The organism is Shinella sp. GW821-FHT11G07 (assembly GCF_058808115.1).
Window position 1 is genome coordinate 291128 of the sequence record NZ_JBXARJ010000009.1, and the last position, 21568, is coordinate 312695.

At 61.7% G+C, this 21568-nt stretch carries 19 protein-coding genes; 12 read left to right on the plus strand and 7 right to left on the minus strand.

The features are described 5' to 3' along the window. Positions 1 to 14: 14 nt before the first annotated feature. The 3 genes from AC1RT2_RS19420 (at position 15) to AC1RT2_RS19430 (ending at position 2557) form a co-directional block, all read left to right on the plus strand. Complete coding sequence (locus AC1RT2_RS19420) at positions 15 to 455, plus strand: hypothetical protein (protein WP_493104510.1); 441 nt, start codon at positions 15 to 17, stop codon at positions 453 to 455. Positions 456 to 563: 108 nt separating this feature from the next. Then, on the plus strand, positions 564 to 824 hold the full coding sequence (locus tag AC1RT2_RS19425) for a hypothetical protein (RefSeq protein ID WP_493104512.1): 261 nt from the start codon (positions 564 to 566) through the stop codon (positions 822 to 824). Between the two features lie 464 nt (positions 825 to 1288). After that, complete coding sequence (locus AC1RT2_RS19430; RefSeq protein ID WP_493104514.1) at positions 1289 to 2557, plus strand: ABC transporter substrate-binding protein; 1269 nt, start codon at positions 1289 to 1291, stop codon at positions 2555 to 2557. 211 nt (positions 2558 to 2768) lie between these two features. Here the strand turns inward: AC1RT2_RS19430 and AC1RT2_RS19435 are convergent, their stop codons facing one another. Continuing rightward, positions 2769 to 4982, minus strand: a complete 2214-nt coding sequence (locus tag AC1RT2_RS19435; protein WP_493104516.1) for an adenylate cyclase — start codon at positions 4980 to 4982, stop codon at positions 2769 to 2771. Positions 4983 to 5224: 242 nt separating this feature from the next. On the opposite strand from AC1RT2_RS19435, the gene AC1RT2_RS19440 reads away from it, so the two are divergent. The 4 genes from AC1RT2_RS19440 to AC1RT2_RS19455 all read left to right on the plus strand — a co-directional run bounded on the left by AC1RT2_RS19440 (position 5225) and on the right by AC1RT2_RS19455 (position 8088). Further along, on the plus strand, positions 5225 to 5512 hold the full coding sequence (locus AC1RT2_RS19440) for a hypothetical protein (RefSeq protein ID WP_493104518.1): 288 nt from the start codon (positions 5225 to 5227) through the stop codon (positions 5510 to 5512). Between the two features lie 247 nt (positions 5513 to 5759). Next, entirely contained in the window at positions 5760 to 6215 is a 456-nt protein-coding gene (locus tag AC1RT2_RS19445; protein ID WP_493104520.1) for a DUF2721 domain-containing protein, read from the plus strand. A gap of 629 nt (positions 6216 to 6844) precedes the next feature. Then, positions 6845 to 7093, plus strand: coding sequence for an Atu4866 domain-containing protein (locus AC1RT2_RS19450; RefSeq protein ID WP_493104522.1), 249 nt, complete (start codon positions 6845 to 6847; stop codon positions 7091 to 7093). A 320-nt stretch (positions 7094 to 7413) separates the two neighbouring features. Further along, entirely contained in the window at positions 7414 to 8088 is a 675-nt protein-coding gene (locus AC1RT2_RS19455) for a spermidine synthase (protein WP_493104524.1), read from the plus strand. Between the two features lie 319 nt (positions 8089 to 8407). On the opposite strand, the gene AC1RT2_RS19460 is transcribed toward AC1RT2_RS19455, so the two are convergent. From AC1RT2_RS19460 to AC1RT2_RS19470, 3 genes are all read right to left on the minus strand, one after another. Next, a complete protein-coding gene (locus tag AC1RT2_RS19460) occupies positions 8408 to 9499 on the minus strand; it encodes an extracellular catalytic domain type 1 short-chain-length polyhydroxyalkanoate depolymerase (protein ID WP_493104526.1) in 1092 nt (363 codons plus the stop codon). 426 nt (positions 9500 to 9925) lie between these two features. After that, positions 9926 to 10129 carry a cold-shock protein gene (locus tag AC1RT2_RS19465; protein ID WP_069063263.1) on the minus strand — a complete coding sequence of 68 codons (204 nt, stop codon included), beginning with the start codon at positions 10127 to 10129 and terminating at the stop codon, positions 9926 to 9928. Positions 10130 to 10414: 285 nt separating this feature from the next. Next, on the minus strand, positions 10415 to 12715 hold the full coding sequence (locus tag AC1RT2_RS19470; RefSeq protein WP_493104530.1) for a putative bifunctional diguanylate cyclase/phosphodiesterase: 2301 nt from the start codon (positions 12713 to 12715) through the stop codon (positions 10415 to 10417). A 207-nt stretch (positions 12716 to 12922) separates the two neighbouring features. On the opposite strand from AC1RT2_RS19470, the gene AC1RT2_RS19475 reads away from it, so the two are divergent. Continuing rightward, complete coding sequence (locus AC1RT2_RS19475) at positions 12923 to 13540, plus strand: Crp/Fnr family transcriptional regulator (RefSeq protein WP_493104532.1); 618 nt, start codon at positions 12923 to 12925, stop codon at positions 13538 to 13540. A 53-nt stretch (positions 13541 to 13593) separates the two neighbouring features. Here AC1RT2_RS19475 and AC1RT2_RS19480 read toward each other — a convergent pair whose 3' ends face one another. Both AC1RT2_RS19480 and AC1RT2_RS19485 read right to left on the minus strand, forming a co-directional pair. Further along, positions 13594 to 15090 (minus strand): methyl-accepting chemotaxis protein, encoded by a 1497-nt coding sequence (locus tag AC1RT2_RS19480; RefSeq protein ID WP_493104534.1) that lies wholly within the window; start codon positions 15088 to 15090, stop codon positions 13594 to 13596. Between the two features lie 243 nt (positions 15091 to 15333). Next, the gene (locus AC1RT2_RS19485) at positions 15334 to 16560 is read right to left on the minus strand and encodes an ROK family transcriptional regulator (protein WP_493104536.1); all 1227 of its coding nucleotides are present in this window, start codon (positions 16558 to 16560) and stop codon (positions 15334 to 15336) included. A gap of 157 nt (positions 16561 to 16717) precedes the next feature. On the opposite strand from AC1RT2_RS19485, the gene AC1RT2_RS19490 reads away from it, so the two are divergent. The 4 genes from AC1RT2_RS19490 to AC1RT2_RS19505 all read left to right on the plus strand — a co-directional run bounded on the left by AC1RT2_RS19490 (position 16718) and on the right by AC1RT2_RS19505 (position 21303). Beyond that, the gene (locus AC1RT2_RS19490) at positions 16718 to 18265 is read left to right on the plus strand and encodes an FGGY-family carbohydrate kinase (RefSeq protein ID WP_493104538.1); all 1548 of its coding nucleotides are present in this window, start codon (positions 16718 to 16720) and stop codon (positions 18263 to 18265) included. 175 nt (positions 18266 to 18440) lie between these two features. Further along, positions 18441 to 19454, plus strand: coding sequence for a substrate-binding domain-containing protein (locus AC1RT2_RS19495; RefSeq protein WP_493104540.1), 1014 nt, complete (start codon positions 18441 to 18443; stop codon positions 19452 to 19454). Positions 19455 to 19552: 98 nt separating this feature from the next. Then, positions 19553 to 20539 (plus strand): ABC transporter permease, encoded by a 987-nt coding sequence (locus tag AC1RT2_RS19500; RefSeq protein WP_493104542.1) that lies wholly within the window; start codon positions 19553 to 19555, stop codon positions 20537 to 20539. Then, positions 20539 to 21303 carry an ATP-binding cassette domain-containing protein gene (locus AC1RT2_RS19505; RefSeq protein WP_493104544.1) on the plus strand — a complete coding sequence of 255 codons (765 nt, stop codon included), beginning with the start codon at positions 20539 to 20541 and terminating at the stop codon, positions 21301 to 21303. The genes AC1RT2_RS19500 and AC1RT2_RS19505 overlap by 1 nt, the downstream gene beginning before the upstream one ends. A 41-nt stretch (positions 21304 to 21344) precedes the next feature. Here AC1RT2_RS19505 and AC1RT2_RS19510 read toward each other — a convergent pair. Next, positions 21345 to 21568 (minus strand): hypothetical protein (locus AC1RT2_RS19510; protein WP_493104546.1); only part of this gene is annotated, 224 nt, incomplete at its 5' end.

Sequence of the window (21568 nt, forward strand, 5' to 3'; positions counted from 1 at the left end):
GAAAAGGGGCTTCGGTGGAGAAACCGATCAGCGTCAAGCGGATGACCGCGCCGTCATCCGCGGCCGTCGCGGACCAGGCGGCCAAGCTTCTAGCCGCGCTGAACCGTCAGGAAAATAGCGACAATCAAGAGCAGGAAGAGCCCTGCCGCGGCCGCCGCTATGCCCAGGAGCGCAAACCACGTCCGCACATTGTGCAGGCTTGGCCTTTGGCCATCGGTATTCTTCGTGCCGAGAAACGTCAAAGCGCCAAGGACGACCGGCGTCCCTCCGCCAACGATCATCGCCATGGAACCTTCCGGAGCGGTGGTTCGCCAGATCACACCGAACAGGTAGATGCCGGCAATCGTTCCGACGATCAGAGAGGCAAGAAGGAGAAGAATGCGCATTGTGTGCCCTTTGCTAAGGCAGAAATCGTAGGCGGATTCTCCACCGGTCGCCCGGCCGATCGGCAATGATATCACTGATTTCCACGGAATTCGTTTCAGCCGCGACACGGTAGGGTGATATGGCGGACAGGCCCTGTTAACGACTGATATCGCGACAAGCTGCCACGGGGGGACGAGGTGTCCGAACGAATTCACTGTTTTGAGATCCCCAAAGACGTCTGGTCCGCGGCTATATCTGCATTGCGGGACGAGGGATGGTGTGTCGAAACGGGTGGCGGCCTTGACCATTCCTGGGCGGTGCTTGAGCGGGACGGCATGTGCATCGAGATGGAATACGATATCTGGATGGAAGGCGAGATGGTTGTCGCCGCAGCAGATGCGGCGAAATTGAAAGCCTGTCTTCCAGCGCCTCTTCTCGCGAAATTAGGGCTGTTTTGACCGACGGGTCCATTTCGACTTGAACCTAGGATTTACCCTCACTTCAGTGCAATGCTTTCCATGCCAAGTGGGCGGTGCCGGTGCTCCTGGCCGACCGGCGTCGAACGGAAACCACGGCTCCTCATACGCGTCATCGACAGCCTCGTGGCCCGCAAAGACAAGGCTATTTTTCGCAGTTTTACTAGAACGTTCCAATTTCTATGCCGAAGTGGGTGCTTCGCCCATACTTACTGCCAAGAAATGGCGAATTATCGCAGATAACTTCGTGATGACCAAATGAGCAAGTGGTCTCAGGCGGCTTGATTTATTGGAACGTTCCAATTATAGCTTCGAAACAGGATGCCGCTGCCTGCGCGATGGGAGGATCCTCACGCGGCTCTCGGCAGTCCTAATCACGTCACCGTCCGGTTTCAGGTCCGGTGCGGTGCGTCAGGGAGCGCAAAACCTGGGGAGGAAATGTTCACATGCAGAAACAGGTCAGAACGCGGCTGCTGCGCGCAGCCGCGATGGGTTTTGCCGTGCTTTTTCCGGCCGTGATCGCCCGGGCCGAGCCGAGCGTCGAGGTCATGCATTTCTGGACAGCGGGCGGTGAGGCGGCCGCGCTTGCCGAGGTCAAGAAGAAGGTCGAGGCGGAGGGCGTGAGCTGGATCGATGCGCCGATTGCCGGTGGTGGCGGCGACCAGGCAAAGACGGCGCTGCAGGCGCGCATCTCCTCCGGCAATCCGCCGGCCGCCATGCTGATGCTGGGCTACAACATCATCGATTGGGCCAAGGCCGGCATGCTCGCCGATCTCAAGGACATCGCGGAAGCGGGGAAATGGGACGAGGCGCTGCCGGAGGCGGTAAAGGCTTTCACGAAGGTCGATGGCCGCTGGGTTTCAGCGCCGACCAATATCCACCGCGTCAACATGGTCTGGGGATCGAAGGCGGCCTTCGACAAGATCGGCGCCACCCCTCCGACGAGCTGGGAAGAGTTCAATGCGCTGGCGCCCAAATTCCGGGAAGCCGGCATCGTGCCGCTCGCCCATGGCGGCCAGCCCTGGCAGGACGTGACGCTGTTCGATAGCGTGGCGCTCGGCATTGGCGGGCCGGACTTCTACCGCAAGGCGTTCGTCGACCTCGACGATGCCACGCTGCGCGGCGAGACGATGGTGAAGGTCTTCGACCAGATGCGGCTGTTGCGCAGCATGGTCGACGACAATTTCTCCGGTCGTGACTGGAACCTCGCCACCGCCATGGTGATCGAGAACAAGGCGGCCATGCAGATCATGGGCGACTGGTCGAAGGGCGAGTTTACCAATGCCGGCAAGAAGGCGCAGGCGGACTTCCTCTGCTTTGCCGCGCCCGGAACCGGCAATGATTTTGTGTTCCTGGTCAACTCCTTCTCGATGTTCGAGCAACCCGACGCCGATGCGAAGAAGGCACAGGCGATTCTCGCCAACGCGATCATGGACCCACAGGTGCAGCTCAAGTTCAACATCGCGAAAGGGTCGATTCCCGCGGTTTCCAACGCCCCGACGGATGGTCTCGACAGTTGCGCGCTGAAGAACGTCGCCGACCTTGCAGCATCCTCGAAAAGCGGCACTGCAATGCCGACCGTGGCGTACACCCACGCTGCCAACGCCTCGGTGACGGCGGCTATCACAGACGTGGTGACGCGCCATTTCAACTCGGAGCTTGCTTCCGCGGATGCCGCCGCCGAACTGGCCGACGCCGTCGCCGCCGCTCGTTGAGGAAAGGCAAGCAACGTGCCGGGGCGGTTACCCCGGCACCTTTTGTTTCATAGACCGGCGGCAACTCGAAACCTGTTGTGTGCTCGGCGTACCGTTGTCTTTGAATCGAGAGCCTTTGGCTCAAACATGGCGGCCTGGTTGCGACCTCCCGTCGATGGCAGCGCACTGGTTCACTCCCCGGCCTGTTGGGTAACCTTCCAGCGGAGTGCGATCAAAGCCCAGAGGTCGTTGACGAGACGGAGGTACCCGGTCCCACGTCATCGGGCACGGGCAATCCAGCCTTGCGGATTCCGGAGATCAGACGTGTCTGGTCGACGGGCCGGATGTTCCTCAGCGTAAGTTCAGCGGTGAGGTTGGGAAGAAAATCCGGCCGCATCTGCACGAAGATCTCGCCCTCCCGGCGGGCTTCCTCATCCATGCCCACTTCTGCATAGATGACCGCGGCGACGATGTGAAAGAGCGGGAATTTTTGCAGATCCGCCTGCTTGATCTCCGCGACGGCGGTCGGATAGTCGCCCAGCATATAGGCGGAGAGGCCGCGGGTTCCATGATAGTAGCCGGCGGCACCGGGATTGAGCGCGAGCGCCCGGTCAAGAAGTGTCGCGCCGCGCAGCCATTGCCCGCCTATGGCCAGGCGCGTCCCGAACTCCCCCATAAGCTCGGTATCGTTGGGGTTTGTTGCAAGCGCCTGCTCCCCGAAACGCATCGACTCGGCGAATTGCCGGTTGAAGAACAACGCCATCATCAGCGCCTGAAGACCGCGGGTATTGCTCGGATCAAGCTGGGTTGCCCGCCGCGCGGCCTGGAGTGCCCGCTCCACGGGCGTCGGCGTGCCTGATCTCGGGTTGAACCGGAAACGCTCCTCGTCGACATAGGTGATCGACAGCATTGCCCAGGCGGTCGCGTAGCCCGGATACAGGGCCACGGCATTCTCGAGGCATTCCCTCACTTCGGCATGACGCTCGACGCTGAGTTCCGAGCGATAGTCATAGAAGTCCAGCGTACATTTGTAGGCGCTGAGATCGTTGGGCGGCGCCGCCGCGACGTCTGCGCGGGCCATGATGCCGTAGGGTTGCGCGACGGCGGTGGCAACCTTGTTTGCAATGTCGGTCTGAATGGCAAACAAATCGCGTGACTGCAGATCATCGTCGTAGTCCTGCGCCCACAGGATTGCGCCGTCCGACGTGTCGAGAAGCCGCGCGGTCACGCGAATGCGGTGACCAGAGGCCCGCACACCACCAGCGAGCAGATAGCCCGCACCGAGCTCCGTGCGGATCTGTGATACATCGACATCCGGCGAGAGCGATTTCGACGTCTCTCGACCAAACACGTTTATCTCCTTGAAACGCGGAAGCGCCGTCAGGAGCTCTTCCGTCATCCCCTGCGCATAAAGGGCGGCGTTCGGACCCTCTCCGAGATTGGCGAAGGGCGCGACTACGAGCGTGGGTCCATCGGCCTCCAACGCGGTTCCGGCCTGGAAAAACGATACCGAACCGGGCCGATCGACTATCCAGTAGGCGAGTGCCATGACGGCGATAACCGCCATGAGGCCCGCGATCAGACCGCTGCTGTAACGCCACCTCGCAACGGTCGCGGGCTGTATCGCATCCGGCGCCGCTACGGGCTCGGCTTCTCCCGTCAGCGGGGTGTTCCAGCGAAAGACGGGCACGTAGCCGCCTTTGGGAACGTCTATCCTGAGCGGGTCGCGCTGGCCGGCCACCAGATAATAACGCTCGAGGGCCCGCCGCAGGCGTGCCGCCTCTATGCGCACGACGGGATCGTCCTGCGTGAAGCTCTCATCCCGCTTGAACACTTCGATCGCGAGCGAATAGCCCTTGATGCGCTGGGCGCGGCCCGCCAGTGTCTCCTCGACGATGTAAGTCAGGAAGGTCGCTCCGCGCCCGGCACTGTGGAACTCCGGGCTTGAAACGATGCGTTCGACCTGGGCGCGAACATCCTCGTCGCTCGGGGTCTGCCGAGCCGGCGTAGCCACGTCAGTGCTTGGCTCCGATATACCTTGTTTTCCACTGGCCTCTCCCGGCGCATCAGCGTCGCTGGGAGACAGCACCGAGAAGGTGGGGACATAGCTTCCTTTGGGGACTGTGATGAAAACGTCTTCCGCCGTCGGCGCCATTAGGTAATACCGTTCGAGAGCGCGGCGCAGATGGCTGGCGGCGATGCGCACGATCGGATCGTTTTGCGGATCGAAGGCACTGTCCCGGCCAAATACTTCCACGGCAATCGTATAGGCCTTTATCCGGCTGCCCCGTCCGGCCAGCGTTTCTTCGATGATGTATTGAAGGAACCGGCGTTCGCGATCGGTTGCATCAAAATCGGGGCTCCGCAGGATGCGGGCAAGTTGGGCGCGACATCTGTCATCGCTGGAAAGCGACGTGCCCGCTCTGAATGCGGCAGGATAAGTCACGGCAACCCCCCGATTGCATAGACCGCTGTCCCTCGTTCGAGAGGCACCGCTCTGCGACAGGTTACATACCCGGTGTCTGCGCGGCAATAGAGAGAGCCGCTACTTGCGCGGGTGGTTTCGGAACCCGGCAAACGTTCGCCAACAAGCTCGGCGCTGCAATATACAACGTAGGTTACAGAAACTCGCTGGGCGTACTGCGGAGCTCCCCCTAGTCTATGGCTGCTCGGAGGGGCGTGATGGGGATGAACGGCAGACTGATCGGCAAGGAGCTTTCGTTTACTGCTGCGGCGCACCGGCTTCCGCACGCCGAACTCGCCATCCGCAGACTGATGAACCATAGTGAGGCGTTCTGCGATCTTTGCACGGAACTCGCCGAAGCCGAGGCCGCCCTCTCCAGGGTTGCGCAGACCACGCCCGAAGATTTGCGCGAAGAACGAACCCGCGAATGGCTGGAGCTTATCGATTTACTGGTTGCCGAAATGCGCGAGGCTCTCGGCTTTGAAAGGCGAAAGCCCGGCCAGAAGCAATGATTGCCGGTATGAAGCGGTCGCGAGCGACACGACCAAATCTTTGGGATGCTCGCGAACATCCTCCCAACAAGAGGACAAGTGACATGAAACAGGTGAAAGTCGATCTCGGGGCCGGTTTCCGGCCGCAATGCCGGGCTGCCGAGGCTCCCGCTACCAGAACTACAGCGGCCGCTACGTCGGCGTCTACGTGGGCTGATCGCAGGCCGGGTGGCCTCGAATGCCTGCGGTGGACACCTGAGGAGTACTGATGGATACACCGCCGATTGTCAGCGACCTTGCCGTCGTCATCCAAACGTCTCTCGCGCCGGTTTTCTTGTTGGCCGGCACCGCAGGCTTTGTCAGCATCTATACCATTCGCCTCGGGAGAGTATCGGACCGGCTGAACGAGATCGCCGATCGTGGGCAGCAGCAAAATAAGATGTTTCGGTCGCAGCTTGCCTATTTGCGGCGAAGGGCACTTGTGCTTGAAGTTGCGGTGACACTTGGCGTGTTGGCCGGCATTTGCACGGGTGGCGCAATCTTAAATCTGCTCGCTGGCACTCTTGCCATCGAATTGCGCCAGGAAAACCTCTTCTGGTTCTTCGGAGGAGCCATCCTCTCGCTCATTGGATCGCTCGTTGTCTTCTTGTTTGAACTGGCGCTCGCGGGACGAAACATGGTGCGGCAAATGCGAATGGACCGAGGCGCCATAGAGGAAGAGTGACCGCTCGCATCCCCTGGTCATTGACGACCACAGCTGTCTAGATTCGCCAAACAGCTGGTATTGCCAAGTGACGTTCGTGTTGCCGAACGGTCGATGTGGGCCTGTCAACACGAGACAGTCGAGCGAAACTCCCATGGCCCGCGGCTGGTTGCCTTTCGGAAAGTGCGCCCGAAGTTGGCTGGAGACGAATATCCCAATTCGGCCGATACCTGCGTGATCGAGCCGTTGGTGTGTTGTGGGACTTCTGTGGGGCGCGGAACCCTTGTTGCGCTCGACAACCCGCGAAAATCGGTGCCCACGCGATTCAATTCCCGTTGCGGTGTCCGGACGCTGGTATCCAACGATTGCGCGCCATGATCGATCGACACACGACTGGTGAGGACCTGGACCCGGACCTGTTCCACGATGACCTCGAGCAGAACCCGGTGCACCTCCTGATCGGTTTCGCGCGACATCCTAGGTGGTGACGAGGGGCCATGGGGCGTGCCTTGAAGCCCCCGAAAGGTTCTAGTGGCGTCAAGGAGGAGGTGGCTATGACAAACAGCCGGAACTTACTGATGGCGCAGAGCCAACTATGCCTGGGTCGTAGAGCCGCAAACCATCGAAACGTTCTTGGGAAGGGTCGAGTGATGCGGGATGCGATCGCCCATCCTTATGTCGGCCTGTGGGTAACCGCGGACGGATGCATCCGGCATGAACTGCTTGCGAACAGGCGCTGTGACGAGGCGCGTGGCCAGCGCGAAAGCGCCTACCAGGGACGATATGACGTTTCCGACGACCATATCGAGTACCGGGACGATACCGACTTCACGGCCGACGGTGATTTTGTCGATGGTGTGCTCCATCATGCCGGGACGCTCCTGTATTGCAGGCGTTGAGACAATGCGCCGGCGCTTTGAGATGAAAACGGTTCGGAAGCGGGTCGTCTTCGTCCTGGGTTTCTGTGAGGAGCCGAGCATCAGTGATGTGGGGCCGCCGGTTCGGGTTAACCGCTAGCCGGCGAAGGCGTCGATTACAAAGGCCAGGCACATAAAGCCCTGTCAGATGGGAGCATAGGTGAAACCGCTCACTCGTTCCTGTTCGGCACAGGGGCCGTGAACTGACGCGGTTCATTACTTTCCGGTTCATCGATAAGGTGATGTGTTTATCACTGCACTCATGTTACGAGGCCCTTTGTACAAAACAATGAGATACGCCGATGCTTCCTTGGATTCAGCTGGATCGTGCACCCATTCCCGGTGATGGCGGCGAGCTGCGCCTGAAGCAGCGGGGTAGCGAATACTCCATCATGCTTGGCGCGACAGAGCTGATGAACAGCAGGCTGAGCGGTTCGGAAGTGGCACTGGCGACGCTTGGCTGCGAGCGGATTGCCGGTCGGAAAAACGCCAGCATATTGATCGGCGGCCTCGGCATGGGGTTCACGTTGCGGGCCGCCCTTGGCGCCCTGGTCGACGACGCCCATGTCGTTGTCGCGGAACTGGTTCCGGCGATCGTCGATTGGGCGCGCGGACCCATGGCAGATCTTCACAACGGCACACTCGATGATCCACGCGTCAAGATCCATGTCGGTGATGTCGGTGCGCTGATCCGGTCGACGAAGGCCGCCTACGATGCCATCCTGCTTGATGTCGACAACGGTCCCGATGGTCTGACGCGCGCCTCCAACGACAGCCTCTATGACCACAACGGCCTTCGTGCCGCCAAGGTTGCTCTACGGGCAGGCGGGGTGCTGGGCGTCTGGTCATCTGCGCCGGATAGCGCTTTTACACGCCGATTGCGTGACGTAGGCTTTGCTACCGACGAGGTGAACGTGCGCGCCAATGGCAAGCGCGGTGGTGCTCGCCATGTTCTGTGGATGGCGACCAAGCGCTAAGACACCCCCCAACCTTGCCGGGCGGGGATAGTGCAATCGTCAGCCATCGCGCATCGTCCACTTTACGCCGCCTCGCAGCGGCGCCAGAACCTCTGGGCTCCAATACGTCATCCTATAATGACCGGCGCTCAAGCGATTTGGGAACCCTGAACGCCGACCTCTTTCTTCCGCGCATCAAGGAAGAGGTCGTTCAATGTCTTTTCAGTAGGCATTCGAAAATCCGATCACATTTTCGGGTGGACTGGACTCACAAGCCTTCGAGCGGAGATGACGTTCCGCCGGGCGGAACGTAGAGTGCGATAGGCTGGGGACCGGCTTCTCATTTCATCAGCCCGGCCGAGCGCAGTGCTTTCTCGATGACTGATTGAATCCTGTTTTCAGCGCCGCCGCTTGGCGGCGTTTGGCGCGCGGCCGGCTGCTCCCGCGATGTTTCGGGCCTCGTATTTTCTCGACGCTCGAAGGAGGCGACAAGGCCCCAGCTTCGTGCGATCTCTACCGTGGAGGATATGCCGACATCGAGCATGAAGGGTGCGCCCCTGCCATAGCCCGAGGATGCGTCGATGGGTGTTCCGTGTCCCATGCCGGAGATCTGGTAAAGCTCTATCGCATCCCTGCCGTGCGCATCACGCCACACCGATCGGGAATGCCGGTTAAATGTTTCCGATGCGGTCGGGTGGTCCGCCAGGCCATGCACGCCGCGCCATTGCGCGACGATCGCCGCCGCATTTTCGGGAACCACCGTCTTGTCGCTCGTTCCATGCCAGACGGAAATCGTCGGCCACGCGCCATCATGCCGCGAGGCGGCGCGTAGGCTTGCCTGCGCGCCATTGGTGGAGGCAAGTCCGTGACCGCGCATGCGATCAAACGCCTCCGGAATGCTCGAAGCGGCAGCATAGGGAAGGCCGGCGATGATGGCGCCACCCGCAAACACGTCCGGGTAGCAGGCCATCATGACATTTGCCATCGCGCCGCCCGCCGAGAGGCCAGTGATGTAGATCCGCCGTTCATCGATAGGGTGGGCAGCGACCATCGTCGCAATCATCTGCCGGATGGACAGCGCCTCGCCCCGATCGCGCTGCGTATCGGCGACGTTGAACCAGTTGAAACACAGGTTCGCATTGTTCTGCCGAACCTGTTCGGGAAAGAGCACCACGAAGCCGTAGTCATCGGCCAGCGCGGTCCAGCCAGAACCGGCGTCGTAGCCGGCGGCGGTCTGCGTGCAGCCGTGCAGCACGACCACCAAGGCCGGTGCGACCGGCAATTGCTTGGGTATATGGTGCCAGGCTGACAGGGCGCCAGGGTTGCTCCCGAAATGGTCGAGCTTCCTCATGATGGAGGAGGCGGTTGGTGTGGCGGGTTTGCTCGACCGCATCCGCGCGAGGCGTTCGAGTGTATCGGATAAGGATCTCATCGGGTGCTCCAGGTGACGCGCCGGGATGGCGCGTCCACTCTAACCCCTGGATGGGGATATAGTTGCTGCGCTGCACAATAAATCTGCTTCGCCCGGCACTGAGCAAAAGAAGCCGCTCGATAGCGAGGGCTTCAGACACGTTTGACGATCAAAGGGGCTCTTCGTCACGCTGACATCTACCAAGAGCAGCAAGAGCGGAAACGATGAGTGCGCCGGCGAGGAGCGGCAAGGCGAAACCGGCAGTGAGAGAGGGCTGTCGGATGATCGCGGTCATGTTGCAACCACGGCTGCCGAAGTATCTGCGGCCGCCGCGAGTGCGGGTTGTTCCCGGCGATCTTACTGGCGAGAAGCCGCCGCTCTTTGATACGGTTGCGGCCTTGCGATGCGCCTCATCTGGCACATCGCAAGGCCGCATATGGTGCTCGATCAGATCGAGTGAACGTTTTCCGCCTTCGACTTTCCGGTCTTGCGGTCCTGGCCAACGTCATAGCTGACCTTTTGGCCGTCCTGAAGCGAGCCGCCAGCCTGCAAGGCCGACACGTGGACAAATACGTCTGGCCCGCCGCTGTCCGGCGTGATGAAGCCAAAGCCCTTATCCTGATTGAAAAACTTAACGGTTCCGGTTGCCATTCTATCCTCGTGATCTGAACGGCCTTAGCGCCGCGGACGCAATTTATGCATTGCTTCACGGTCCTGCAACTCCTCATCCGCACGACCATGCGCGGGAGGGAACCGCCGCCCTGTCGGGTGTTCTCATTTCGCCTTTCACAAAAGGCGGTTTCCGATGAAGGCGATCGTGCGATGCACTTCACCCACGGTTGAGTGGCACCGCTGCGGTTGCCGCGACCTACCTTCCCGGGCGGTTTGCGTCGCGGCTCTCCTTCAGCCCCGGAGTGCAATGGCCGCAAACCAGGATCAAGTGTTGGGTCGGGCCGCGCCGGGAGGTCCGCCGAGGACTGCTGCAGTTGGGGCGAAATCCATTCCGTGGCGGAAGCAGGTCGCCAGCTGGTCTGGCGCAAGCGGCGGCGAAAACAGGTAACCCTGGCCAAAATCACAACCATAGGCCAGTAGCTGCTCCAACTGGTCAGGCGTTTCAATGCCCTCGGCAACGACTGTCATGCCGAGGGCATGGGCAAGGCCGATGATCGCACGAACGATTGTACAGGTATCCTGCGTGCTGCTTATCCGGGACACGAAGCCATGGTCTATCTTGATGCGATCAATGGGAAAGCGGCCGAGGTGAGAAAGCGAGGCATAGCCAGTCCCGAAGTCGTCTAGTGCAATGGAAAAGCCTGCACTTTGCAATGTCTTCAGCGTGCTGGCGATCTCATCGCCAGCTTCATCGAGCAGGATGTTCTCGGTAAGTTCGATTTCGACGTCGCCAGGTCTCAAGCCGTGGCGGTGAACATTCGCTTGAAGCATGGAGATGAAGCCGGCATGCCGTATCTGTGCCGAGGCGATGTTAATCGCGACCGGACCTGTCTTGATGCCATTCCGCCGCAAACCGCTGACCGCTTCGAGGGCCTTGTTCAGGACCTGATTCCCGAGATCGCCTATCAAGCCGCTTTCCTCGGCGATGGCGATGAAGTCGGACGGACTGACCGGCCGCCCCTCATGGTTCCAGCGCGCCAACGCCTCGAAGCCCGTGAGCTTGCGATCGCAAAGCGTGAACTGCGGTTGCAGCGCGAGGTCGATCGCGCCACGGGCAACGGCCTTGGTGAGCGCGGTGGTAAGGCGACCGCGTTGTTCGACATGGGCGCGCATGGCGCGCGTGAAGATGCGGTAGGTGCCGCGGCCCTCGGCTTTGGCCCGATAGAGTGCCATGTCGGCCTTTCGCAGCAACACCTCCAGCGTATGCCCATCCTGAGGGAAGCGTGCGATGCCGAGACTGAGCCGTGGCGTAAGGGTGCGACGCTGAATCGTCGCCGGACGCTGAATTGCTGCAAGCAGCCGCTGCGCCAGCGCGTCTATTTTTTCGCGCTGGCCGAGCTGCGGTACGATGACGGCGAACTCGTCGCCGCCGAGCCGGACAACGGTGTCTGAGCGGCGGAGTGTTTCCATGAGCCGTTGTGCGATGGTCTTGAGCAACGCATCGCCCGCTGCATGGCCCATGGAATCGTTGATCTTTTTGAAGCCGTCGAGATCCATGACCATCAGCAGGCCGCCAGTTTGACTGCGTCGGCAGGCCGCTACAGCTTCGTCGAGCCGCTGGGAAAGCACCGACCGGTTCAACAGCCCGGTAAGCGGATCGTGTTCCGCGAGGAACTTGATGGCTGATTCCGAACGCTTCAGTTCGGTGATGTCGGTGCGCGTCCCAACCGTGTGGCCGGAGGTGGAGCGGCGCTCCCGAATTTGTATCCAGCGACCGTCGGACAGCTCCTGCACCGTACTTCGTCCAGGATTGCTGTGCGCGCGCAACCGGGCGCGAAGCCATGCCTGATGGGACCCGCTTGTCTTGCGCGGAAGGACGTATTGGCCGTTTTCCAGGCCGTGCTGCAGGATGGATCCGAAGCTGGCTCCAATCCGGATCGCCTCGGCCGAACGCACATGAAGGTTCGCGTAGGAACGGTTGAAGAGAACAAGACGGTCATTCGCATCGAAAGCGGCAATGCCGTCCGGCACCGTCTCCATGACGTCGACGAGCAGCGCCTCGGCATCGCGCCGCCGTTCGACCTCTTCGCGCAGGGCCTGCTCGGCCGCCTTGCGCTTGGTGATGTCGTAGCGTACCGAAATATAGGCCTCCACGCGCCCGTCGAAGCCGATGAGCGGAACGATGGTCGTATCGACCCAATAGAGGTTGCCACCCTTCGCACGGTTGCAGATCTCGCCGTGCCAAACCTGACCGTCGGCGATCGTTCTCCACATGGACTGGAAGAATTCGCCTGGATGGTGTCCGGAATTGACGAGACGGTGCGGCTGCCCCACGAGTTCTTCTTCACGATAGCCGCTCACCGCGCAGAACTGCCTGTTGGCAGAGAGTATCCTGCTTCGTCTGTCGGTGACGGCGACGATGGCGTGCCGGTCGAGTGCTGCCTGATAAGCGTCCAGCAGCTTCGTCAACTCGACCCCTTGGCCGTCCGTGCGGGAGCCGGCATTTTGCTGTATCATGTGGCTGATCCGGCTCTCGCTGACGTGATCATCGTGGTCGGAACGGTGCTTGAATGTGTCGGACGGCTGCATGTACTCTGACAAGTGATGCGATGGCAGGTCTTCCATTGGTGACTCCAGCCGTAATCAGGCCGCACTTCGTGTCAGTGCAGGCGCCGTGTTTATATTAGGGATTGATTTAGGTTGTCCGGCTACTAAGAAAATTTGACGGATAAATTCGGGGCTGACCCATTGAAAGAAAAAGACAATTCTATGGGACCGCTACGCAACAGGATACTCGACTCCATCCGGCCGCAAGCCCAGGAGTTCTTCCGTATGCATGCCGACGTCAGGCCAATGAACACCGGTGACGTCATTTTCGAAGACGGCGCGCCTGTCACGCATGTGGTTTTCCCCCATGAGGGCGTCGTCTCGATCATCGCGGAAATGAGCAGCGGGCGAAGCGTCGAGAAGTCCTCCATCGGCCCCGAGGGCTTCCTCGGGTTCAGCGTGATCATGGGGGGTGGGACCTCGCTCGGCCGCTCGGTCGTGCAGGTGCCGGGCCAGGCTTCCTGGGTAACGACCGCCGACCTCGACGTCGCGCTGGAGGAATTCCAGTGTGTGCGTGAGATCATGCTGCGATACGCCAAGTCTCACACGGTTCAATTGATGGAGTCTGTTGCCTGCAACAGCCTGCATACCGCCGAACAGCGCGTTGCGCGCTGGCTGTTGCACGCACACGACCGGGTGGAAGGCGATACCTACAGCGTGACCCAGGAGGCGATCTCCATGCTGCTCGCGCTGCGACGGGCCACGGTCAATGCGATCTGCACCGATCTCATGGATGCCGGTGCGATTTCCTACCATCGCGGTTCGCTGCGGGTAACCAACCGGGCGGTGCTGCACGAGCGGGCCTGCGAATGCTACGACCGCATCCGTCGTGCCTCGCTGTGAGGCCAGGTACGTGGCGCCTTCTACGGGCGCCGGGGTAACGTCAGCCCGGGTCGTCATGCTGTCATTGCCAATGGCAGGAAGGCGACCTCCCGGGATGTGCGGAACCGGTCAACCACATTGGCCAACCCCTCTGCCTCCTGTGCCAGTGCGCTGCTGGCTGAGCTGTTTTCCTCGACCATTGCCGCGTTCTGCTGCGTTGCCTCGTCGATCTGGGCGATGGCTGCGGAAATCTCGCTGATACCAGTGGCCTGCGCCCGGGTTGAGGTGGCGATATCGCCAACCAGGCCATCCATTCGCTGGACGGCCGTCGTGATGCCCGTTAGCCATTCCCGCGTCTCGCCGACGAGTTTCACACCCTCGGCGACCTGATCGGAACTGGACTTGATCAAGGCTGCTATTTCCCTGGCAGCATCCGCTGAACGTTGGGCAAGGGCACGCACTTCCTGCGCGACGACGGCAAAGCCCTTGCCGGCATCGCCGGCTCGTGCTGCTTCCACGCCGGCGTTGAGCGCAAGCAGATTGGTCTGAAAGGCGATTTCATCGATAACCTTGACGATCTGGGAGACCTTGCGTGATGACGCATTGATCTCGCCGATGGCTGCGACTGTCTTTCCGGCCAGTATCGTGCTGGCTTCCGATTGATCGCGAATTTCGGCGACGGCACGTGAAGCTTCCGCGGCGCTCTCCGTCGTCGCCCGGCTACCGGCGGCTAACTCTGCAATCGCGGTGACCATCTGTTCCAGCGCGGCGGCCTGTCGTTCGCACTGGAGGCTCGCCGTTTCCGAGGCATTGGCCATTTCGGTGGAACCGCTTTTGATTTTTCCGGAGGCGTCTCGAACCGAGAGGATAATCGCGCGAAGATTTTCCACCATCCCGTTGAAATTTTCCACCAATTGCCCGGATCGTGCCGAGACGGTGACGTCGATGGAAACGCCGAGATCTCCTCCCGCGAGTTGCCGCAAGGCGGCGGCAACCTGGCCCAGCGATTCCACCTCCTGTTGCTCGGCCGCCTGCCGGCGCTCCTCAAGCCTGTCGAGATAAACGGAAATGGCGAGCTCCATATCGAGAAGAGCGGCCTTCACCACGACGGCGACTTCGTCTGCAAGACAAGCCGCCGCAGTGTCCTGCCGGCGTGAAAAGAGCCCGCGTTTGCGTGGAAGGGGCGCTTGAGCGATGAGCGTCTTCACCAGATGGTCAAGAACCAGCGCGTAGCCGCCGATATACCATTGGGGCGCGAGGCCGATACGCGCGTGGACCGAACCAATCGTCCTCACGGCATCGAGATAGTCGGGCGCATAGTCGCCGCTGAGGATCAGGCCCCAATGGCCTTCCTGGCGCTTGCCTGCTTCTGCCACCTTTTGGTCGCCGGGAAAGAAGCGGCGCGTCTGTGGCGTCGTGTTGACCTTGTCGTAGAAGAGATCAAGCGCCGGCCGTACTGCCTCTTTGACGCGGCTGGCAACCGCTTTGAGGGTCTGCCTTTCCTGCATTCCAAGCCCGATAAAGTCGAGCCGTTCCTGTAACTCCCCACCCAATGCGCCATCTTTGGCCATTGTCTCTCCCCAAAAGCAATGAACGATTCCGTACGTACGATACCGTACATTCTGGATGGTTAACGTTACGTTGCCCGTTTTGCGTTGTGTGCGATGGCTGATTGGCGGCAGTCTTCATCGAGGGCGTGGGTGTCCAATGCCATAGGCACCCGGCACTAAGGCCTCACGATAAGAGGTCGATCTCCGTCCTGCTGTTGGAGAAGCAAGGCCAATAACCCAAGTGGATCGTCGCCAGATGGAAGGTTATGCGCCTTGGTGGGCCCGCATCATCGTGGCGCTGTACCGTTCAAGAAGTTGATCGATCTTCGTGGGGGCATAGACGTCGTCCAGCAAGAGATAGGCGGCGCCGAACAAAGCGCTGTCCTCGTGCACGGTTGACAACGTGATCGAGAGGTCGCGCGTGGCGAGCGGTAGGCAGCGCTGGTAGACGAGTTCGCGGATCCCGGAGAGTATCAAATCTCCGCCGCGCGCCAGGGTGCCGCCGATGACGATCAGGCTCGGATTGATGATGCTGACTACGTCGGAAATGACCTCGCCGATCGTGCGCCCGGCGGCGCGCAGCAGCATCAGCGCCTCGGGTTTGCGTTGCTCGACGAGGTCGATCACGTCGCGGGCCGTCTCGGCACGAAAGCCGCGCGCGGAGAGGTCACGGGCGATGGCCCAACCGGCGGCCCGCGCCTCCACGCAGCCGAACTTGCCGCAGCGGCAGAGCGGTGCGTCTTCCGACAGGAACTGGATATGGCCGATATCGCCTGCCGCACCCTGCGCGCCGCGAAACAGCCGCCCACCGGCGATCATGCCGCTGCCCATGCCCGTGCCGACTTTCACGAAGAGCATGTCTTCCACTGCCGGAAAGCGCCGCTTGTGCTCACAGATGGTCATGAGGTTCACGTCGTTTTCGACATAGACCGGCACATCGAACCGCGCCTTGAGGTGGCCGATGATGTCGAACTCGTCCCAGCCCGGCAGCACCGAGGGGCCGACGACGCAGCCGCGCTTGAAATCCACCGGCGTCGGCAGGCTGAGGCTGATGCCGAGGAACATGCCGTGGGTCACCTCCGCTTCCCCCGCCAGCGCGGTGAAGGCGTCGGCGATCTGGGCAAGCGTGGCCTCTGGGCCGCTCGTCGCTGAAAAGGGCAGCGTCGTTTGAGAAAGGATCGCCGGCGTCGCGTCCATGGCGGCGAGATGGATGTGGGTCTCGCCGATATTGGCGACCAGCAGGAAGCCGCTTGCCGCGTTGATCGCCAGCACCCGGGTTGGACGGCCGCCGCTCGGCAGGGTCTTTTCCGTCTCGCGCACCAGCCCGCTGGAAAGCAGCGCGTTCAGCCGCTGCGTCACCGTTACCCGCGATAGGCCGGAGGCCGAGAGCAGTTCGGCGCGCGAAGCGGCACTTCCAGCCGCAATCAGGGACAGGATGCCTCCGGCGCCGTCGAGCGTTGGTCTGTCTTGCGCCTCATCCGACCGCACCATGCAAAACTCCTATTGCCGGATCGGTTTAGCGGGAAAGGCAGGCAAGATAAAGCCGCAGTTTAGTGTCGTCGGCAGTTATGTATAATATAATGCATAAGATTGCAATTTATGTATGGATTTGTGTATATTGGACAATGACCGTAAGGGAAGGCGCCTCGTGACCACGTATCTCATCGGACTGGACTTCGGATCTGAATCCGCGCGCGGCGTGCTGGTGGAGGTCGAGAGCGGACAGCAGGTGGGGCAGTATGTCCATCCTTATCGGCATGGCATCATGACCCGGGCGCTGCCAGACGGGACCCGCCTGCCTTCCGGCTTCGCCCTTCAGAACGCCGAGGATTATACGGAAGCGGCCTTCGAGATTCTTTCGCGGCTCGGGCGCGGACGTGTCGTCGAGGGTATCGGCCTCGGCTTTACCGCCAGTTCCCCGTTGCCCGCGCTCGCCGATGGCGTGCCGCTCTCTCGCCTCCACCCCGCCGTGCCGCATGCCTATGTCAAATTGTGGAAGCACAATGCACAGCTCTATGCCGATGCGATCAGTGCGCGTCCCGATCCGTTCCTCGCCAATTTCGGAGGCCGGGTTTCCGGCGAGTGGCTACTGGCGAAGGCGGCGCAGATCGCGGCGGAAGCGCCGGCGATCTGGGCCGAGACGGACCGCTTCATCGAGAGCGGCGACTGGCTCGTGTGGCAATTGACCGGGCGGGAGGCGCGGGGTCTAGGCTTTGCCGCGTACAAAGCGCAGTTTTCAGCCGGTGCCGGCTATCCGCAGGGCATCGTAGCTGATCTCGATCGACGGCTGGCGAACCCGCTTGCCGTTGGCTCGCCCGCTGGCTCCTTCTCTGCGCAATGGCGCGACCTGACGGGCATTGAAGGGCGCGCAATCGTCGCCGTCGCCGTCATCGATTCTCATGTCATGCTGCCGGCAATCGGCGGCACGGCACCGGGTGCCTTTATCGGTGCACTCGGCACTTCCGCGGCCTATCTCTATCTCAGCGACATCTATCGGCCGCTGCCGCCCGGCATCGAGGGCGTCGCCTTCGATGGCTCCATGCGCCAGCTCTGGTGTTACGAGGCCGGCCAGCCAAGCTTCGGCGATACGCTCGCCTGGTTCGCGCGGACCTTTCCACGCGGCGCGGATATCGACGAGAGTTTTCGCGCCTATAATGCGGAAGCGGCGGCGCTTGCGCCAGCCGCAGGGAAACTCGTTGCACTCGACTGGCTGGGCGGCAACCGCGTGCCCTATGCAGATGGCATGCTTTCCGGCCTCCTGGCAGGCCTGACACGCCAGACGACGGCGGCCGAAATCTACCTGGCCCTGATGGAAGGCCTTTGTTTTGGCGCACGGGCGATCTTCGATCTCCTCCCCGCCGGCGGCCTTGCGCCTGAACGCGTGTTGATGGCGAGCGGTCTTGCTCGCGCCAACCCCCTGCTGATCCAGATCATGGCCGATGTGCTCGACCAGCCCATCGAGGTGCCCGAGATCGCGAATGCCACCGCCGTTGGTGCCGCGATCCACGGTGCCGTTGCCGCCGGCACTGTCGACAGCTATGCCGAAGGTGCCGAACGTTTTGGCGCACGCAGCGTGGAGCGGATTTCTCCGCGCGAGCCGCAGGCACGGCGCTATCAGGCAGCCTATGATATCTATCGCGGCCTTTCAGGCGGGGAGAGCGTGCACACGGCCCTGCATGCGTTGCGCGGCTTGTAGAGCGGAACGCCAGCCTGATGTTTCTGTTTGGGATAAAAATATACAAAAGATTAGTAATTACTATTTGACTTTATCCAAAAGAGATGACCTAATCTCTTTGGCCTTTGAGGAGAGGCCATGCCCGCCGAAAGAGCCGGGAGGGCTCAGCGGCATCGTTGAATTTTGGGAGGATTTCATGTCGTTTCATCGCATTCGCGCATCCGCACGTTCCACCACCTGGCGGGCCGGCATCGCCGCCGCCGGGCTCGCATTCGGCCTTGTGTTCGGCCCCGGCGCTGCCGCAGCCGACGAGGTCATCGTCGGCCTCGTCACGAAAACCGAGGTCAATCCCTTCTTCGTAAAGATGCGCCAGGCCGCGGAGGCCCGCGCCACCGAGAAGGGCGCCAAGCTGATCGCCCGCGCCGGCAAGTTCGACGGCGACAACGAGGGGCAGGTCGCCGCCATCGAGGACCTGATCAGCGCCGGCGCCAAGGGCATCCTGGTCACGCCGAACAATTCGTCCGGCATGCTCGACGTCATCAAGAAGGCTCGCGAGGCGGGCGTCCTGGTGATCGCGCTCGATACGGCGACGGACCCCGCCGATGCCGTCGACGCCACCTTCGCCACTGACAATTTCGAAGCCGGCGTGCAGCAGGGCGCCTATGCCCGCAAGGCGATGGGCGACAAGAAGGCGGTCGTCGCCATGCTCGACGGTACGCCCGGCGGCACGGTCGATACGTTCCGCCACGACGGCTATCTGAAAGGTTTCGGCATCGCCGAGGGCGACCCCTCGATTGCGGGCGCGGCAATCACCAACGGCGCGCAGGACAAGGGCCAGGTCGGAATGGAGAACCTGCTCTCCAAGAACGGCGAAATCAATGCCGTTTACACGATCAACGAACCGGCGGCTGCCGGGGCCTTTGCAGCACTGAAATCCTTCGGCAAGGAAGGCGACGTGATGCTGACCTCGATCGACGGCGGCTGCGCCGGCGTGCGCGACGTCAAGGACGGCAAGATTGCCGCTACCGTCATGCAGTTCCCCTACAAGATGGCCTCGATGGGCGTCGATGCGGTGATAGAATACGCTGCGTCCGGCACCAAGCCGAGCGGCTTCGTCAATACGGGTTCCTTCCTCATCACCGACAAGCCGGTCGAGGGTCTGGAATCGAAAGACACCGCCTGGGGCCTTGAAAACTGCTGGGGTGACTGATCCCCTTTCTCCCGGCGGGGCCGCTTGAGGCGTTGAGCCACTGCGGTCCCGACCGGGCGAACGGCCCCGTATAAATGATCCTGACGCACGGGATGTCCATGACCACAGCCAACGTTTCCCCGGCCGAGACGCCGCGAAGCCTGAAGGCCCGCATCTTGGGGACCCCGTCGGTGGGGCCGCTTCTGGTCCTTCTCGGCTTCTGCGTGATCTTCGCGCTGACCAACCCCCGCTTTCTCGCCACCCAGAACCTGTCGATCATCCTGCAACAGACAGTCATCATCGGCGTCCTGGCGATCGGCCAGACGCTCGTGATCATGACGGCCGGTATTGATCTCGCCGTCGGTGCCATCTGCGTGCTCGGCACCATCGTCGCGGGCAAGCTGGTCAATCTCGGTTATGACCCGGTGCTTTCCATGGGCTTTGCCGTGCTGCTCTGCACCGCGGCCGGGCTTGCCGCCGGGGGGCTCGTCAGCGGCCTGCGGCTGCCGCCCTTCATCGTCACGCTCGGGATCCTCGGCATCCTGACGGCGGCGCTGCGGTTGATCTCGGAAGGCGGCGCCTTCCCGGTGCGCGATCCCTTCCTCGCCTGGACGGGCAACACGATGAAGCTCGGCGGCTTCGTGCTGACGTATGGCGTGCTCATCATGTTCGCGCTCTATGGTGTCGTTTGGTATCTGCTAAACCAGACGAAGTGGGGGCGCCACGTCTATGCCATCGGCAACAATGCCGAAGCCGCCCGTCTCGTTGGCATCCCGGTGCGCCGTCACCTCTTGTCCGTCTACGTGCTCGCCGGTCTCATCTATGGCATCGCCGCGTGGCTGGCGCTTGGGCGCATCCCCAATGCAGATCCGAACGCCATGCAGAGCGCCAATCTCGATTCGATCACCGCTGTGGTGATCGGCGGCACCAGCCTTTTTGGGGGACGCGGTGGGCTCATCGGCACGCTGATCGGCGCCCTCATCGTTGGCGTCCTGCGCAACGGCCTGACGCTCGCCGGCATCGATCCGCTCTGGCAGGACCTTGTGACCGGTGTCCTCGTCATCATCGCCGTCGCGCTCGACCAGATGTCCCGGAGGAAGAGCTGATGTCTGACGTTCCGCATGTGGTTCTCGAAGCACGCAATGTGGTGAAAACCTATGGCCATGTCACCGCGCTCGACGGTGTCGATTTTGAACTTCGGGATGGAGAGATCCTTGCTGTCGTCGGCGACAACGGTGCCGGTAAGTCGACGCTCATCAAGACGCTGACCGGCGCCGTGCGCCCGACGAGCGGCGAAATTCTGCTCGACGGCGAGCCGGTCCATTTCCGCGGGCCGCTCGATGCACGCCATGCCGGCATCGAGACGGTCTATCAGGATCTCGCCGTTGCTCCCGCGCTCGACATCGCCGCAAATCTCTTCCTTGGCCGGGAACGGCGCGCACCGGGCCTTCTCGGCAGCCTCTTTCGCCGCCTCGACAAGAAGGGCATGCGCGAGGAAGCCCGCCGCGCCATGGGTGAACTGAAGTTCCGCCTGCCGGCGATCGACAGCCCGGTGGAATCGCTTTCGGGCGGCCAACGGCAGGGGGTGGCCGTCGCCCGCGCCGCGCTCTTCGCCCGCAAGCTGGTCATCATGGACGAGCCGACGGCGGCGCTCGGCGTACGCGAGACGGGACAGGTGTTGGAACTCATCCGCTCGATCCGCGACCGGGGCCTGCCCGTCGTTCTGATCAGCCACAACATGCCGAACGTCTTCGACATCGCCGACCGCATCCACATCATGCGCCTTGGCCGGCGCGCTGCGGTGGTCACGCCCAAAACCCACTCCATGAACGACGTCGTCGCCATCATGACGGGTGCCGCGGTCGCTTGAACCGCCACGACCAGAAGCTCGCGCGACATGCGCGCCGGAAACTATACCCACACCGACGTCGTCATCGTCGACGGCAAGGGCGCGATATAGCCCAAGTGTTCTGATCTGCTCCGCCAAATATGCGTGTCCTGGCCGATGTGGATACCCATTCCCGCTACTGCCCGGCCACCGGCGCGCGATTCACTGAGCTGGTAATCCTCCCGCGCACTAATCGGGTTCAAAAGTAGAATTTTCTCGGCAATATGCATGAGGAGATTTTGATGAA

Bases quoted from the DNA above. Each gene is read 5' to 3' on its own strand.
- AC1RT2_RS19470 (WP_493104530.1), bottom strand. From the start codon at position 12,715: ATGGAAGACCTGCCATCGCATCACTTGTCAGAGTACATGCAGCCGTCC.
- AC1RT2_RS19460 (WP_493104526.1), bottom strand. From the start codon at position 9,499: ATGAGATCCTTATCCGATACACTCGAACGCCTCGCGCGGATGCGGTCG.
- AC1RT2_RS19455 (WP_493104524.1), top strand. From the start codon at position 7,414: ATGCTTCCTTGGATTCAGCTGGATCGTGCACCCATTCCCGGTGATGGC.
- AC1RT2_RS19480 (WP_493104534.1), bottom strand. From the start codon at position 15,090: ATGGCCAAAGATGGCGCATTGGGTGGGGAGTTACAGGAACGGCTCGAC.
- AC1RT2_RS19500 (WP_493104542.1), top strand. From the start codon at position 19,553: ATGACCACAGCCAACGTTTCCCCGGCCGAGACGCCGCGAAGCCTGAAG.
- AC1RT2_RS19450 (WP_493104522.1), top strand. From the start codon at position 6,845: ATGCGGGATGCGATCGCCCATCCTTATGTCGGCCTGTGGGTAACCGCG.
- AC1RT2_RS19445 (WP_493104520.1), top strand. From the start codon at position 5,760: ATGGATACACCGCCGATTGTCAGCGACCTTGCCGTCGTCATCCAAACG.
- AC1RT2_RS19440 (WP_493104518.1), top strand. From the start codon at position 5,225: ATGAACGGCAGACTGATCGGCAAGGAGCTTTCGTTTACTGCTGCGGCG.
- AC1RT2_RS19430 (WP_493104514.1), top strand. From the start codon at position 1,289: ATGCAGAAACAGGTCAGAACGCGGCTGCTGCGCGCAGCCGCGATGGGT.
- AC1RT2_RS19475 (WP_493104532.1), top strand. From the start codon at position 12,923: ATGCATGCCGACGTCAGGCCAATGAACACCGGTGACGTCATTTTCGAA.
- AC1RT2_RS19505 (WP_493104544.1), top strand. From the start codon at position 20,539: ATGTCTGACGTTCCGCATGTGGTTCTCGAAGCACGCAATGTGGTGAAA.
- AC1RT2_RS19485 (WP_493104536.1), bottom strand. From the start codon at position 16,560: ATGGTGCGGTCGGATGAGGCGCAAGACAGACCAACGCTCGACGGCGCC.
- AC1RT2_RS19495 (WP_493104540.1), top strand. From the start codon at position 18,441: ATGTCGTTTCATCGCATTCGCGCATCCGCACGTTCCACCACCTGGCGG.
- AC1RT2_RS19465 (WP_069063263.1), bottom strand. From the start codon at position 10,129: ATGGCAACCGGAACCGTTAAGTTTTTCAATCAGGATAAGGGCTTTGGC.